General features: G+C 50.9%; 17 protein-coding genes. 1 reads left to right on the top strand and 16 read right to left on the bottom strand.

Annotated elements, in window-relative coordinates:
- Nucleotide 1: 1 nt before the first annotated feature.
- From nuoL to ABXT40_RS04545, 12 genes are read right to left on the bottom strand one after another with little or no spacing between them, the layout of a single operon-like run.
- On the bottom strand, nucleotides 2-1,936 hold the full coding sequence (gene nuoL / locus ABXT40_RS04600) for an NADH-quinone oxidoreductase subunit L (RefSeq protein ID WP_443646654.1): 1,935 nt from the start codon (nucleotides 1,934-1,936) through the stop codon (nucleotides 2-4).
- An 8-nt stretch (nucleotides 1,937-1,944) separates the two neighbouring features.
- The gene (gene nuoK / locus ABXT40_RS04595; protein ID WP_443646653.1) at nucleotides 1,945-2,256 is read right to left on the bottom strand and encodes an NADH-quinone oxidoreductase subunit NuoK; all 312 of its coding nucleotides are present in this window, start codon (nucleotides 2,254-2,256) and stop codon (nucleotides 1,945-1,947) included.
- Nucleotides 2,257-2,268: 12 nt separating this feature from the next.
- Nucleotides 2,269-2,898, bottom strand: a complete 630-nt coding sequence (locus tag ABXT40_RS04590) for an NADH-quinone oxidoreductase subunit J (RefSeq protein WP_443646652.1) — start codon at nucleotides 2,896-2,898, stop codon at nucleotides 2,269-2,271.
- Between the two features lie 46 nt (nucleotides 2,899-2,944).
- Entirely contained in the window at nucleotides 2,945-3,433 is a 489-nt protein-coding gene (gene nuoI, locus ABXT40_RS04585; RefSeq protein WP_443646651.1) for an NADH-quinone oxidoreductase subunit NuoI, read from the bottom strand.
- Between the two features lie 12 nt (nucleotides 3,434-3,445).
- Nucleotides 3,446-4,471 carry an NADH-quinone oxidoreductase subunit NuoH gene (gene nuoH / locus ABXT40_RS04580; RefSeq protein ID WP_443646650.1) on the bottom strand — a complete coding sequence of 342 codons (1,026 nt, stop codon included), beginning with the start codon at nucleotides 4,469-4,471 and terminating at the stop codon, nucleotides 3,446-3,448.
- Between the two features lie 5 nt (nucleotides 4,472-4,476).
- Entirely contained in the window at nucleotides 4,477-6,537 is a 2,061-nt protein-coding gene (gene nuoG / locus ABXT40_RS04575) for an NADH-quinone oxidoreductase subunit NuoG (protein ID WP_443646649.1), read from the bottom strand.
- Between the two features lie 15 nt (nucleotides 6,538-6,552).
- Nucleotides 6,553-7,845, bottom strand: coding sequence for an NADH-quinone oxidoreductase subunit NuoF (nuoF, locus tag ABXT40_RS04570; RefSeq protein WP_443646648.1), 1,293 nt, complete (start codon nucleotides 7,843-7,845; stop codon nucleotides 6,553-6,555).
- Nucleotides 7,838-8,494, bottom strand: a complete 657-nt coding sequence (gene nuoE / locus ABXT40_RS04565) for an NADH-quinone oxidoreductase subunit NuoE (protein ID WP_443646647.1) — start codon at nucleotides 8,492-8,494, stop codon at nucleotides 7,838-7,840. The genes nuoF and nuoE overlap by 8 nt, the downstream gene beginning before the upstream one ends.
- Nucleotides 8,491-9,669: an NADH-quinone oxidoreductase subunit D gene (locus ABXT40_RS04560; RefSeq protein ID WP_443646646.1), complete on the bottom strand. Its 1,179-nt coding sequence runs from the start codon at nucleotides 9,667-9,669 to the stop codon at nucleotides 8,491-8,493. Before ABXT40_RS04560 ends, nuoE begins: the two co-directional genes overlap by 4 nt.
- Before the next feature lie 17 nt (nucleotides 9,670-9,686).
- A complete protein-coding gene (locus tag ABXT40_RS04555) occupies nucleotides 9,687-10,346 on the bottom strand; it encodes an NADH-quinone oxidoreductase subunit C (RefSeq protein WP_443646645.1) in 660 nt (219 codons plus the stop codon).
- 51 nt (nucleotides 10,347-10,397) lie between these two features.
- Nucleotides 10,398-10,946: a NuoB/complex I 20 kDa subunit family protein gene (locus tag ABXT40_RS04550; protein ID WP_443646644.1), complete on the bottom strand. Its 549-nt coding sequence runs from the start codon at nucleotides 10,944-10,946 to the stop codon at nucleotides 10,398-10,400.
- The gene (locus ABXT40_RS04545) at nucleotides 10,937-11,302 is read right to left on the bottom strand and encodes an NADH-quinone oxidoreductase subunit A (protein ID WP_443646643.1); all 366 of its coding nucleotides are present in this window, start codon (nucleotides 11,300-11,302) and stop codon (nucleotides 10,937-10,939) included. Before ABXT40_RS04545 ends, ABXT40_RS04550 begins: the two co-directional genes overlap by 10 nt.
- A 252-nt stretch (nucleotides 11,303-11,554) precedes the next feature.
- On the opposite strand from ABXT40_RS04545, the gene ABXT40_RS04540 reads away from it, so the two are divergent.
- A complete protein-coding gene (locus ABXT40_RS04540) occupies nucleotides 11,555-11,998 on the top strand; it encodes a DUF3429 domain-containing protein (RefSeq protein WP_443646642.1) in 444 nt (147 codons plus the stop codon).
- 12 nt (nucleotides 11,999-12,010) lie between these two features.
- On the opposite strand, the gene ABXT40_RS04535 is transcribed toward ABXT40_RS04540, so the two are convergent.
- From ABXT40_RS04535 to ABXT40_RS04520, 4 genes are all read right to left on the bottom strand, one after another.
- Nucleotides 12,011-12,877, bottom strand: a complete 867-nt coding sequence (locus tag ABXT40_RS04535) for a DMT family transporter (RefSeq protein ID WP_443646641.1) — start codon at nucleotides 12,875-12,877, stop codon at nucleotides 12,011-12,013.
- 29 nt (nucleotides 12,878-12,906) lie between these two features.
- Entirely contained in the window at nucleotides 12,907-13,263 is a 357-nt protein-coding gene (locus ABXT40_RS04530; RefSeq protein WP_443646640.1) for a Lin0512 family protein, read from the bottom strand.
- On the bottom strand, nucleotides 13,263-13,616 hold the full coding sequence (locus ABXT40_RS04525) for a Lin0512 family protein (RefSeq protein ID WP_443646639.1): 354 nt from the start codon (nucleotides 13,614-13,616) through the stop codon (nucleotides 13,263-13,265). Before ABXT40_RS04525 ends, ABXT40_RS04530 begins: the two co-directional genes overlap by 1 nt.
- Nucleotides 13,617-13,726: 110 nt before the next feature.
- A complete protein-coding gene (locus tag ABXT40_RS04520) occupies nucleotides 13,727-14,059 on the bottom strand; it encodes an ArsC/Spx/MgsR family protein (protein WP_443646638.1) in 333 nt (110 codons plus the stop codon).
- Nucleotides 14,060-14,276: the final 217 nt, after the last annotated feature.

Genomic DNA, 14,276 nt, shown 5'->3' with positions numbered 1-14,276 from the left:
CCTAAGCCCCTTTAAAGCGTAAATAGTACCAGCTCACCAGCACGACAACGCCAATCAGCATGGCAAAAGCGTAATGGAACACAAAGCCGGTTTGCACCCTCGAACACATTCCCGACAGGCGGTAAATGAATGCTGACATGCCGTCAGGACCAAAGCCGTCAATCGTGTCACGATCACCGCGCTTCCATAAATAGGCACCAAACCGCACCGCAGGGCTAACAAAGATCGCGTCATATAGCTCGTCAAAATACCATTTATTGTAAAACAGCAAATAGACCGGACGGAAGATCGCCGCAATCCGCGCTGGCATCGAAGTCCAGTAAGCATATAACAGAACCGCAAGCGCAACCCCGCTTGATGCCAGAACAATTGGCAAAAGCTTAACCCATGATGGCACATGATGCGCATCTTCCATTGCCGTATTTGTTGGCAGAATGAAAATTGACGCGCCCCAGAATTGTTTCATGTCATGGCCGACAAATAATTCATAGCCAAGCCAACCAGCAAACACCGCACCAATCGCCAAAACCAGCAATGGCAGTGTCATTACTTTTGGTGACTCATGCACATGTGACATCACTTGCGCACTGGCACGCGGCGCACCATGAAACGCCATAATCAGCAAACGCCAGCTATAGAAGGCCGTCAAAAAGGCGGCAAGACAGCCAAGCCAAAATGCCATGCTGCCAACCCCGCTTTGCGCGGCATAGGCGGCTTCAAGGATCATGTCTTTTGAATAGTAACCGGCAAAGAACGGAAAGCCAGCCAACGCCAATGAGCCAATCCACATCATCGCATAGGTAACCGGCACTTTTTTCCAGATCCCGCCCATATTGCGAAGATCTTGCTCATCTGACAGGGCATGAATAACCGAACCCGCGCCAAGAAACAGCAACGCCTTGAAAAACGCATGTGTTGTTAGATGGAACATCGCTGCCGGATAGGCCGAAACGCCAGCCGCAAAAAACATATAACCAAGCTGCGAGCAGGTTGAATAGGCAATGACACGTTTGATATCAAATTGAGTCATGCCAACCGTTGCCGCAAAAATAGCGGTCAAGGCACCGATCACGGTAATCACATCGAGCGCGAATGGCGCATATTCTAGCATTGGCGACAAACGGCAGATCATAAAGACGCCAGCCGTCACCATCGTTGCCGCATGTATCAGCGCCGAAACCGGTGTTGGCCCCTCCATTGCATCAGGAAGCCATGTATGAAGGCCAAGCTGGGCTGATTTGCCCATCGCGCCGATGAATAACAAAATACCAGCAACTTCAAGCGCTGGAAGGCGATAGCCAAGGAAATTGATATCGGTTGCGGCAATCACGCTTGATTGCGCAAAAATCACATCAAACTGAACCGAACCAAACAGCGCATAAACTGCCAAAATGCCAAGCGCAAAGCCAAAGTCACCAACACGGTTCACAACAAAGGCTTTCATTGCCGCGCTATGGGCAGAATCCTTTTTATACCAAAAACCGATCAGCAAATAAGAGGCAACACCAACACCTTCCCAGCCAAAGAACATCTGGACAAGATTATCAGCCGTTACCAGCATCAGCATGGCAAAGGTGAATAGGCTGAGATACGCCATAAAGCGTGCCCGCGCATTATCATGCGACATATAGCCAATCGAATAAATATGCACCATTGAGGAAACGCCGGTCACAACGATCAGCATGACCGCGGTCAGCGTGTCAAACCGCAGGCTCCAATTGGCAACAAAGCTGCCGGATGAAATCCACCGCGCCAAATTGACTGTTTCTGGCTGCCCACCAATCGCGACATTCGCAAAAGCGATAATCGAAAACAGCAAAGACAGCAAAAGGCCTGAAACCGTGACGATTTCGGCTGCGCGATCGCGATTGCTAAGGCTTAGCAAACCTGCAATCACGGCCCCTAGCAGGGGAAGGAAAACGATGAGCGAATACATGAACTGCCCTAACCCTTCAAAATATTCACATCTTCAACCGCGATGGAACCACGGTTGCGGAAAAACACGACCAGAATAGCAAGGCCAATCGCCGCTTCGGCCGCGGCAACAGTTAAAATAAACAGCGAGAAAATCTGGCCTTCGAGGTTGCCACTATAGGCCGAGAAAGCGACCATATTGATATTGACCGCCAACAGCATCAATTCGATTGACATCAAAATGGTGATCACGTTTTTCCGGTTTAGAAAAATACCGAAAATACCAAGCGCAAACAGCATGGCTGATACAGCCAGATAATGATTTAGCGTTAATTCCAACATTGCGCCGACCCCCTATTTATCATCAACACTGCCAGCGGCAGCATCGTCTTTGGCTTTGGTCTTATCCGATGGCATTTTGACAATTTCCATCACATCTTCGCGGCGGCGGCTGTTCTGGTCGGCAATCGACTGCCGCCGAACCCCAACGCGTTTGCGCATGGTCAATGAAATTGCGCCAATCATCGCCACCAGCAGGATCAGGCCTGAAATCTGGAACAAAAAGGCATATTTTGTGTAAAGCACGCCGCCAAGCTGGGTGGTGTTGGGAATTTCTGAGGCGACTGGCAGGCTGGCCTTTGAAAAGGCATCGCCATACATTGCTGCAACCAATTCAAAAACCAAAATACCGCCAACAATCAAACCAAGGGGAAGATATTTTTGAAAACCAGCGCGCATTTCAGCAAAATTGATATCCAGCATCATCACGACAAACAGGAATAAAACCGCCACCGCACCGACATAGACAACAACAAGCAGCATCGCCAAAAATTCGGCGCCAATCAGCACAAACATGCCTGCCGCATTGAAAAAGGCAAGGATCAGAAACAACACTGAATAAACAGGGTTACGCGACACCACCACCATAAAGCCACTGGCAAGCATCACCCCGGCAAACAGGTAAAAGAACAAAGCTTCAATCATTGTATGGCTGTCTTTCTTTTGTCATCGATGCGCCGTGTCGTTCCGCCTAACGCCATTTCGCGTCTGCAGCAAGGTTACGGGCAATTTCGGTTTCCCAACGGTCGCCATTCGCCAAAAGCTTGTCTTTGTCATAATACAGCTCTTCGCGGGTTTCGGTGGCAAATTCAAAATTCGGGCCTTCGACAATCGCATCGACCGGACAGGCTTCCTGACAAAAGCCGCAATAGATACATTTGGTCATGTCGATATCATAACGTGTGGTACGCCGGCTGCCATCATCGCGGGGTTCGGCTTCGATGGTGATGGCCTGCGCCGGACAAACCGCTTCGCATAGCTTACAAGCGATACAGCGTTCCTCGCCATTCGGATAGCGGCGCAACGCGTGCTCACCACGGAAACGCGGTGACAGGCTGCCTTTTTCATAAGGATAATTGATCGTGACCTTCGGCTTGAAGAAATATTTCAAGGTCAAGAACATGCCCTTGCCAAGCTCAAGAAGCAAAAACGAGCGAACTGCATTTACCAAAGCGGACATTCGTATTTCTCCTTAACCCAAAGCCACAGATGGCAGACGATCAGTCACCAACAGGAAACCGGCCGTCAACACAACATAGGTCAGCGAGAATGGTAAAAAGATTTTCCATCCAAGACGCATAAGCTGGTCATAGCGGTAACGCGGCGTTGTTGCCCGCACCCACAAGAACACAAACAATACCAGCATGATCTTGATGATAAACCAAAGCGGGCCGGGAATAATATTCAGCGGCCAGATATCAAATGGTGGCAACCATCCACCAAGGAACAAAACAACAGTCATGCTGCTCATCAGGATCATATTTGCATATTCACCAAGGAAGAACAGCGCAAATGACATTGATGAATATTCGACAAAATAACCTGCGACCAATTCAGATTCGCCTTCCGGCAAATCAAATGGCGCGCGGTTGGTTTCGGCAAGTGTCGAGATAAAGAACACAATAAACATCGGCAATAATGGCAAGGCAAACCACATGCCGCGCTGCGCCTCGACAATCGCGCTCAAATTCAATGATCCGGCGCATAAAAGAACATTGATGATGACCAGCCCCATCGAGACTTCATACGACACCATCTGTGCGGCTGACCGCAAAGCGCCCAAAAACGCATATTTGGAATTACTGGCCCATCCCGCCATGATCACGCCGTAAACGCCAAGCGATGAAATGGCAAACAGGTATAAAATACCAACATTAATATCCGCAATCACCAGATCTTCGCCAAAAGGAATCACCGCCCATGCGACCAAAGATAGAATAAAGGTCAACATCGGCGCGATCATAAAGACCACTTTATTGGCACCAGCAGGCATGATGGTTTCTTTTGCCATCAGCTTTAGCGCATCGGCAAAAGGCTGGAACAGACCAAACGGGCCAACCACATTCGGCCCTTTGCGAAGCTGCATAAAGCCAATAACGCGGCGTTCGGCAAGCGTAAGATAGGAAACAGCAATCAATAATGGCCCAATAACAACCATGATCTTGGCAACAATCCAACCAAGTTCCAAAATCCAGTCCTGTGTCAAAAATTCAATCATGGCCGTCACTCCGCTGCAACCGCGGCACCGTGATCACCGCTGCTGGCGCGGACACATTCCGCCATTGTTTCTGACGCACGGCTAATCGCGCAGGTCATGTAGAAATTATCAAATGCCTGTCCAACCGGCTCGGCTGACAATTTCGCCCGTCCGCCAAATGAAGCCCATTTCGCCGGCGCAATTTCATCAGCATCGGCAAAATGCGGATGATCGGCGCATAAGGCTTCGCGCAATTCGGCAAGCGTATCAAATCCGATTGACTTTCCAACAGCGCCCGAAACAGCACGGATGATGGTCCAATCTTCACGCGCGTCACCCGGCGGGAACGCGGCGCGGGTTGCATATTGAACACGGCCTTCGGTATTGACATAAATACCGTCTTTTTCGGTATAGGCCGCTCCCGGAAGCACCAGATCGGCATGATGGGCACCAGCATCACCATGATGCCCCTGATACACAACAAAACTAGACGTAAATGGCTCAAAATCAATCTCATCGGCGCCAAGCAACCATAAAAGATCAAGCTTGCCAGCCTTGGCCGCCTTGCCCATCGCCGCAATATCCATGCCGCCACGCGCCGGTACAAAGCCAAGATCAAGACCGCCAACACGTGCTGCGGCGTTATGCAAAATGTTAAAGCCGTTCCATTCCTTTGTGACAACACCATAGCTTTCGGCAATTTGACGTGCCTTGCCAAGCATTGCCGCGCCATCAGCCCGCGCCAAAGCCCCCATGCCAATGATAATCATTGGCCGTTTGGCTTTTTTCAATTTGGCGGCAAATTTATGGCTTCCATCGACAAGCGCATCCAGAATTGCCGGATCTTGACCAAGAAAATCAGCATCATAAGTCAAATCGACCTTTGGCCCAACAACCGCGACCGGCATCCGGCTAGACAGCCAGTTGCGGCGGATACGCGCATTCAGAACGGCCGCTTCAATGCGGGGATTGCTGCCAATAATCAACAGAACGTCAGCATCATCAATGCCAGCGATTGTCGAATTGAACAAATAGCCAGCGCGGTTCCCGCCAATTTTGGCACCATCTTGACGGCAATCAAGATTTGGACTGCCAAGGCGTGTCATCAGGCTTTTCAGCGCATAAAGTGATTCAGCATCGGCCTGATTACCGGCAATCGCACCAATCGCATTTGGTTTGGCCTTGCGAAGCGCGGTTGCAATGCTTTTCAATGCCTCATCCCAGCTTACCGGATGCAACCTGCCATCACGGCCACGCGCATAGGGCTTGTCGAGACGTTGCCGACGAAGACCATCAATGGCATAGCGGGTTTTATCGGAAATCCATTCTTCATTGATATCTTCGTTCAGCCGCGGCAATACCCGCATGACCTGCGCGCCGCGCGCATCAACCCGGATATTGCTGCCAAGCGCATCCATCACATCAATGGTTTCGACCTTGTTCAATTCCCACGGCCGCGCCGCAAAGGCATAAGGGCGTGATGTCAAAGCGCCAACCGGACAAAGATCAATGACATTGGCCGATAATTCAGATGCCAGTGTCTTTTCAAGATAGGTGGTGATTTCCATCGACTCGCCGCGGCCAATCGCGCCAAGTTCGGGCACACCAGCAACCTCGGTCGCAAAACGGACACAGCGTGTGCAATGGATACAGCGGGTCATCACTGTGCTGATCAATGGCCCCATATGTTTATTATCAACAGCGCGTTTATTCTCAGAAAAGCGTGATCCATCAAGGCCATAGCCCATTGCCTGATCCTGCAAATCACATTCGCCACCCTGATCACAGATCGGGCAATCCAGCGGGTGATTGATCAAAAGAAACTCCATCACCCCTTCACGCGCCTTTTTCACCCGATCGGTATCGGTGCGGATAACCATGCCGTCACCGGCAGGCATGGCGCAGGACGCAATCGGCTTTGGTGCGCGTTCCATATCGACAAGACACATCCGGCAATTGCCGGCGATCGACAAACGGTCGTGATAGCAAAAGCGCGGGATTTCAACACCGGCCGACTCGCACGCATGAAGCACGGTTGACCCGTCTTCAACTTCCACTTCAACATCATTTACCGTCAGTTTTGGCATGGTGCTGTCCGCTTCCTATTCTGCCGCATTCACAGCATCAACCGCATGGCGCGCTGCAATCCGTCGTTCGATTTCGGGCCGGAAATGTTTGATAAGCCCCTGAATTGGCCATGCCGCAGCATCACCAAGCGCACAAATTGTATGACCTTCGATTTGGCGCGTTACCTGTTCAAGCGTGTCAATTTCATGGCTTTCCGCCTCACCGCGAACAAGTCGTTCCATCATCCGCCACATCCAGCCAGTGCCTTCACGGCATGGTGTGCATTGGCCGCAAGATTCATGCTTGTAAAAATAAGATAGCCGCGAAATCGCCTTAACCACATCGGTGCTTTTATCCATCACGATGATGCCAGCAGTGCCAAGCCCTGTTCCGGCGTTGCGAAGCGCGTCAAAATCCATGGTGATATCGGCGCATACATCTTTTGGCATCAATGGTGTTGATGATCCACCCGGAATGACCGCAAGCAGATTATCCCAGCCACCGCGAACCCCGCCAGCATGCTTTTCCAGCAATTCACGAAGCGGAATGCCCATTTCTTCTTCGACATTACACGGGTTATTCACATGACCCGAAATGCAGAATAATTTTGTGCCTGTGTTATTTTCTTTGCCAAGACCGGCAAACCAATCGGCACCACGACGCAAAATAGTTGGGGCAACAGCAATCGACTCAACATTATTCACCGTTGTCGGACAGCCATAAAGACCAACACCGGCTGGGAATGGCGGTTTTAGACGTGGTTGGCCTTTCCGGCCTTCCAATGACTCCAATAGCGCGGTTTCTTCGCCGCAGATGTAAGCCCCTGCACCGCGATGCAGATAAATATCAAATGCCCAGCCTGATTTTGCCGCATCTTTGCCAAGCAGGCCAGCGTCATAAGCCTCGTCAATCGCGGCTTGAAGGCGGCGAGCCTCATTCACAAATTCGCCGCGGATATAGATATAGGCCGCATGTGCCCGCATCGCAAAACCGGCGACAACACACCCCTCAAGCAATTTATGCGGCTCGTGACGGATGATATCACGATCCTTGCATGTGCCTGGCTCAGACTCATCAGCATTCACCACCAGATAATGCGGACGGTCTTTCACCTCTTTTGGCATGAATGACCATTTCAGTCCGGTTGGAAATCCCGCGCCGCCGCGCCCCCGGAGGCCCGATGCCTTCATTCGCTCAACAATCTCATCATGGCCAAGCGCCAACAGCGTGGCGGTTTTATCCCAGTCCCCGCGTGCCTTTGCACCCTTTAAACCAGCGTCACCCCAGCCATAGATATTGGTAAAAATACGGTCTGAATCATTAAGCATTGGCCTGACTCCGCTTTTTGGTTGCGCCAGTTGCCGCCTTGCCCGGTTTTCCGGCTGCTAGCGTTGTTGCACCGGTTGTCGGCTCGGATCCAGATCGGCCAAGAACCGATCCAACCGCCAATGGCGCATCCGCCTCAAGCGAGTCGAAAAGTGCGCCAGTGGATTGATAGTCAAGATCTTCGTAAAAATCGTCATTCACTTGCAGGATTGGCGCGTTCACGCACGCCCCAAGACATTCAACCTCAAGAAGCGAGAACCGCCCACAAGCCGAGGTTTGCCCTGATGAAATTTGATAACGGTCTTTGATGGCTCGCATCATTTCATCTGATCCGCGCAACCAACAAGGCGTTGTTGTGCAGGCCTGCAGGAAAAATTTTCCAACCGGCTTTAGATTGAACATGGTGTAGAAAGTTGCCACTTCAAGAACGCGAATCTCTGCCATATCCAGCTTGGTCGCGATCAGTTCAATCGCCTTCATTGGAATCCAATTTTCATGCTGGCGTTGCGCCAGATCAAGAAGCGGCATCACCGCACTGGCCTGACGACCTTTTGGATATTTTGCAATAATCCGCTTGATTTCAGCTTCATTTTCCTTGGAAAAGGCAAAGCTGTCAGGCTGATCACTGGCAATGCGGTCTTCAATACTCATCGGTCAATCTCACCAAAAACAATATCAAGCGATCCAATAATCGCCACTGAATCGGCCAGCATATGACCGCGCGACAAATGATCTACCGCTGCCATGAAATAAAACCCCGGCGCGCGGATTTTGCACCGATAGGGCTTATTTGTGCCATCCGACACCAAAAACACGCCAAATTCACCCTTTGGCGCTTCAACAGCGGTATAGCTTTCGCCCTCAGGAACATGGAACCCTTCGGTGTAAAGCTTGAAATGATGAATCAAGGCTTCCATCGATTGTTTCATCTCACCACGTTGTGGCGGCGTCACCTTATGATCGGGTGCCATTACCGGCCCGCCTGGCATATTGGCAATCGCCTGCTCGATGATACGCAGTGACTGGCGCATTTCCTCGACACGAATCAAATAACGCGCATAGCAATCACCGGTTTTGCCGATGGGAATGTCGAAATCCATTTCATCATAGGCATCATAAGGCTGATTTTTACGCAAATCCCACGCCACGCCCGATCCGCGAAGACAAGGGCCGGTCATGCCAAGCGACAAGGCGTCTTCTTCACTGATTACGCCAATATCAACCGTACGCTGTTTAAAGATGCGGTTTTCGCTGAGCAGGGTTTCCATATCCTGAATGAAGGCCGGAAATGTTTTGGTCCAGTTATTGATGTCGCGAAGCAAATCATCGGGCAAATCTTGATGCACACCGCCAGGGCGGAAATAGGCAGCGTGAAGCCGCGCCCCGCATGCGCGCTCGTAAAACCCCATCAAATGTTCGCGTTCTTCAAAGCCCCACAAAAGCGGCGTCATCGCCCCAACATCAATGGCAAAGGTGGTCAGATTCAAAAGATGATTCAAAATCCGGCCAATTTCGCAATAAAGAACACGGATATATTGCGCCCGCTTTGGCACCTTGATGCCAAGCGCCTTTTCAACCGCCAACGCCCAGGCATGTTCCTGATTCATTGGCGACACATAATCCAGACGATCAAAATAGGGCAAAGCCTGAAGATAAGTTTTGTGCTCGATCAGCTTTTCCGTACCGCGATGCAAAAGACCGATATGCGGATCGGCGCGCTCGATCACTTCGCCATCCATTTCCAGCACAAGCCGCAAAACACCATGCGCTGCCGGATGCTGCGGGCCAAAATTCATCGTAATCGGTTTGATTTGCATCTCTGCCATGTTTGTCTCTTTACGCCCTATTTTGCCGTTTTGTCGGGGTCAGCTTTGGCAGCATTGCCACCAAGCTCGTTATGCATCCCTTCCCACGGGCTAAGGAAATCAAAATCGCGGAATTCTTGAACCAGATGCACCGGCTCGTTAATGACGCGGCGCTGCGTATCATCATAACGAACCTCGACATGGCCGGTCAGCGGGAAATCCTTGCGAAGCGGATGCCCCTCAAAACCATAATCGGTCAAAAGGCGACGCAGATCAGGATGGCCGGAAAAGAAAATGCCAAACATGTCCCAAACTTCGCGTTCAGCCCAATTAGCCGCCATGAACACGCCGGTTACTGACGGAACGGTCTGGCCTTCACTCACCGTCGCAACAATGCGAAGCCGCATGTTATTGCTCATCGACAGCATTTGATAAACAACATCAAACCGGTCTTTGCGCTCGGGATAGTCAACCGCTGTCAAATCAATAAGCTGGGTAAAGGCGGCCTGCCGGTCATCGCGCACCAACAACAATAATTGCGCCACATTGCCAGCATCCACCTGCAATTCAATTTCACCTTGGACAATACCCGATGACAGTACAATCCCCTGCCCGATTTCGCGCAAATGATCGGCCATTATCTGCAAAGGCGACTCGCTGGTGCTGCCAGCTTCGTCAATCAGGTCATTTTCATTCATTGCAGCGCCCTCTCAAGGCTAGCTTACATAAGGAAACGGCGGGTTGTTGGTCTAGCTGCGGGCAATCGTCGCGGTACGACGGATTTTCTTCTGCAACTGCAAAAGACCATAAATCAACGCTTCGGCCGTTGGTGGACAACCCGGCACATAAACATCAACAGGAACAATACGATCACAACCGCGAACAACAGCATAGGAATAATGATAATAGCCGCCACCATTGGCACATGACCCCATCGACAGAACCCAACGCGGCTCTGGCATCTGGTCATAAACACGGCGCAAAGCAGGTGCCATCTTATTGGTCAGGGTACCAGCAACAATCATCACATCTGACTGGCGCGGGCTCGGCCGGAACAGCATGCCGTAACGATCCATGTCATACCGGCTGGCGGCTGAATGCATCATTTCAACAGCGCAACAAGCCAAACCAAAGGTCATTGGCCATAGCGAGCCTGATCGCGCCCAATTGAACAATTTATCAGCCTTGGCGATGACAAAACCGCGATTGGTGATTTCGTCACCAACAGCGCGCAAAATAGCGTCCTGATCGGCGCCCGGTGGTATTGGCGGTGCCAATGATGGATCCATCACTCCCATTCCAGCGCTCCCTTTTTCCATTCATAGATAAAGCCGATGGTCAAAACGGCAAGAAACAGCATCATTGACCAGAAACCGAACAACCCGATGCCACCAAGCGCAACTGCCCAAGGGAATAGAAATGCCACCTCAAGGTCAAAAATAATAAACAGAATGGCGACAAGGTAAAACCGAACGTCAAATTGACGGCGCGAGTCATCAAACGCGTCAAATCCACATTCATAGGCGGTCATTTTTTCGCTATCAGGTCGCTGATTGCCAAACACAAATGCGGTCAGCACAAAGGCAATAGACAGCCCAATCGCAATGGCAAAAAAGACCGCAATTGGCAGATATTCACCGAGAAACAAATCCAATGGGGGCTCCTGAACAGCAGGTCGGAAACATACCTCAATTGGAATAATTCAGCGACGCCCTAATTGCAAGCTACAAAGCGGAAAAATATCGGATAAAAGCCAAAATTCTGGGAACTAAGAAGCTTGGCCGGACGCAGGCCTTGTGATGGATAGTTGCATCTTACATTGAAGATTGCCTAGATTACTTTTAACCACACTGGCAGGCCACGCCGAAAGACTAACTTTTATCTGATCGCCAAAAAGGATCGAGTGATGAACCAACAAGCCCCGCACAGCCAAATTCCGGACATGCCTTCCCTGCTTGGTTGGGGCGGTCTTATTCCCTTTGGGCTCGCCGCGCTTGGCACACATAGCGGCGTTGACGCGCTGGTGCTTTATGGATTCATTGGCGGCACCACCTATGGTGCAATTATCCTCAGCTTTCTTGGCGCGGTTCACTGGGGATTGGCCATGCAGGACGATCGCAGCCCCTATTGGTATGTCTGGTCGATCACACCGGCACTTATGGGGTTTGCCAGCCTGTTGATTTTTGATGCTAATCTGCGGCTTCTTGCCTTGATGCCGTTATTTGCCCTGACCTGGTCGGTGGATCGCCAAGCCGCCACTCGCGGGCTTATTCCCGCTTGGTATATGCAGCTTCGCACCATTTTGACCATCGGCGCGGTGACCAGCCTAGCGACGATGTTACTTGCCTAGAAAATCACTCATCTAGCGGGCGCGGATCATGATGATATTGCCAGCCACAACAAGCCCTAATCCGGCAATACCAAGCAAGGTCCAATGGTAATTTTCAAATCCGGTTGAAATCAGCAGGGCAAACACCGGAAATACCACAGTCGCATAGCCTGCGCGGCTGGCACCAATCTTGCCAATCAGCATCAAATAACAACTAAATGTCAGAACTGACGAAATAATCGTCAACCACATCAGCGAGCCAACATAAAGCGGGGTTCGTTCGATCATAAATTCATAGCCCATGACATATGACACCAGCCCAAGATAGCAGGCCCCATAGGTCATGCCCCAAGCCGTCGACGCAAAAACCGGAATGCCGCGACGCTGGCTGGCGGCCGAAACCATATTGCCACTGCAAAAAAACAATGTGCCAACAAGGCAAAGTATCAGGCTTGGCAATGCTGTTTCGGATAGCTTTAATTCAGGCCAATATAACAGCGCAACCCCGCTGATCCCAACAAAGGCGGCAAGCAGATGCCGTATTGGCGGACGCTGACGTCCAAGCGCTGCCCCCATAAGAACATTAACCAATGAAGCGGTTGAAAAAACCACCGCCAAAAGCCCTGACGCCACCCCGTTGGCAGCGTGATAAAATAGCGTGAAATTACCTGAGAAAATAAACAGGCCAAGCGCGGCAAACCGCCAATGAACCCGCCAATCAAACCGCAGTGACTGGCCAGACATGCTCGCCAAAAGCGCCATCATCGGTGCTGCCATCAAAAACCGCCAGAATAAAGAGATTTCAGGCGCGACAACCCCAAGCTGCCATTTTAACGGCAGCCAGCTTGTTGACCAGCCAAACACCACGCCAGCATAAAGCAGCATGTCAAACGGCGCCATATCGCCTCCTTACGGGCAGGCTCGAAACGCTAGGCCGACACCCAGTCCTTGGGATCGATATCAAGATAGGCCTCGACCGCAGCGGTGGCGATTACAGATTTGGTATTATGAACATTATCAACAACATCTAGGCCGCCCTTGACGACTTGGACTGTCGCATTTCCGCGCGGAAGCTTGGCGGCAACAATGGCTTGGTCAACCTTTTCTGGATCCTGCACGGCGATGGTCACACGCACATCCATATCGGCATGATCAAACCCAAGTGACCGGAACAGAATCAAAGAACTATGGTGAAGCGCGTCATCAACAGCCCGGCACGCCGCCTTTGTATAATCTTCACCATAAAGATCATTGCCGGTACCCATTTCAAGAATGATACGTTTCATCATGCGGCTCCTGCAGGCTCAAGATTGAGATAAACCACCACCGCCGCATTGGCGATAACGGTAACGCCGCCATCAGGTTTTGGCACGTCAAGACCGCCATGAACCGCGCGAACCGACCCCTGCCCATAAGGCAAGATTGCGGCAACCTTGTCCGTATCCACCTTTTCTGGCTGCTGGACGCCAATTTCCACTTCGATGATCATTGCCGAACGATCAAGGCCAAAGGCATCAGCAATTGATAAAGAATTATGCCAGAGCGCGTCTTCAACCGCGCGGCATGCCGCCCGCGTATAATCTTGCTGGCGAAGCGAGCTGCCCATGCCAAGCTCCATCACCATCCGTTTTTTTGCCATGATCAAAACACCTTCATGCATCAAAGGAAATGCGGCCAACCGCATTATTTACCTGCAGAGTTATAATCATTTGTTTTGGCAAAACCAACCCAAACAAATGCGCCCCCCAATCAGGCAAGCCCAAGCGCCGTTTGCACTTCGGCTGTCCAGCCAACAAAACTATTGTCACCTCTTTCAATGACCGGCCGTTTGATCAAAGTTGGGTTCGCCCCAAGCAACGCCAGAACAGGCTGTTGGCGCGCCTGATCATCAAGTCCGCGCCATGTTGTTGATTTACGGTTTACCAGAACCGCATCACCATGTTCATCAAGCCATTTTTGCAATTGCTCAGCCGCAACTGGCACTGCCCGAAGATCAATAAATTCAACTGATTGTCCAGCAGATTGCAACGCCTTTAGCGCCTTTTTGCAACTATCACAATTTTTCAGCCCATAAAGTTTCACAATCCGCCTCCTGTTTGATCGAAGCCAAGCTTACCGCCCCATAACAGCCCTGCCAAGCGCGGTTTTGATGATGTCTAAACAGGCATAAACCCAGAAATAGCCCTAGAAACAGCCCAACTCACAACAGCGCTTGCCACGCCTGATCGAAACGCGCAAATTCAATGGCTGACTGTCTTGAGTCAGTGCCTGTTCTAAATGAATAAATGACCAAAATCAT

Origin of the sequence: Candidatus Ponderosibacter sp. Uisw_141_02 (assembly GCF_048087665.1) — a bacterium.
Classification (GTDB): Bacteria; Pseudomonadota; Alphaproteobacteria; order Puniceispirillales; family Puniceispirillaceae; genus UBA3439.
Note: the sequence above shows the minus strand (reverse complement) of the source record. Positions and strands in the feature narration are given on the sequence as shown.

Bases quoted from the DNA above. Each gene is read 5' to 3' on its own strand.
- ABXT40_RS04550 (WP_443646644.1), bottom strand. From the start codon at position 10,946: ATGGGAGTGATGGATCCATCATTGGCACCGCCAATACCACCGGGCGCC.
- nuoE (WP_443646647.1), bottom strand. From the start codon at position 8,494: ATGAGTATTGAAGACCGCATTGCCAGTGATCAGCCTGACAGCTTTGCC.
- nuoI (WP_443646651.1), bottom strand. From the start codon at position 3,433: ATGTCCGCTTTGGTAAATGCAGTTCGCTCGTTTTTGCTTCTTGAGCTT.
- ABXT40_RS04530 (WP_443646640.1), bottom strand. From the start codon at position 13,263: ATGAAACGTATCATTCTTGAAATGGGTACCGGCAATGATCTTTATGGT.
- nuoK (WP_443646653.1), bottom strand. From the start codon at position 2,256: ATGTTGGAATTAACGCTAAATCATTATCTGGCTGTATCAGCCATGCTG.
- ABXT40_RS04590 (WP_443646652.1), bottom strand. From the start codon at position 2,898: ATGATTGAAGCTTTGTTCTTTTACCTGTTTGCCGGGGTGATGCTTGCC.
- ABXT40_RS04560 (WP_443646646.1), bottom strand. From the start codon at position 9,669: ATGGCAGAGATGCAAATCAAACCGATTACGATGAATTTTGGCCCGCAG.
- nuoF (WP_443646648.1), bottom strand. From the start codon at position 7,845: ATGCTTAATGATTCAGACCGTATTTTTACCAATATCTATGGCTGGGGT.
- ABXT40_RS04525 (WP_443646639.1), bottom strand. From the start codon at position 13,616: ATGGCAAAAAAACGGATGGTGATGGAGCTTGGCATGGGCAGCTCGCTT.
- nuoG (WP_443646649.1), bottom strand. From the start codon at position 6,537: ATGCCAAAACTGACGGTAAATGATGTTGAAGTGGAAGTTGAAGACGGG.
- ABXT40_RS04535 (WP_443646641.1), bottom strand. From the start codon at position 12,877: ATGGCGCCGTTTGACATGCTGCTTTATGCTGGCGTGGTGTTTGGCTGG.
- nuoL (WP_443646654.1), bottom strand. From the start codon at position 1,936: ATGTATTCGCTCATCGTTTTCCTTCCCCTGCTAGGGGCCGTGATTGCA.
- nuoH (WP_443646650.1), bottom strand. From the start codon at position 4,471: ATGATTGAATTTTTGACACAGGACTGGATTTTGGAACTTGGTTGGATT.
- ABXT40_RS04555 (WP_443646645.1), bottom strand. From the start codon at position 10,346: ATGAATGAAAATGACCTGATTGACGAAGCTGGCAGCACCAGCGAGTCG.
- ABXT40_RS04540 (WP_443646642.1), top strand. From the start codon at position 11,555: ATGAACCAACAAGCCCCGCACAGCCAAATTCCGGACATGCCTTCCCTG.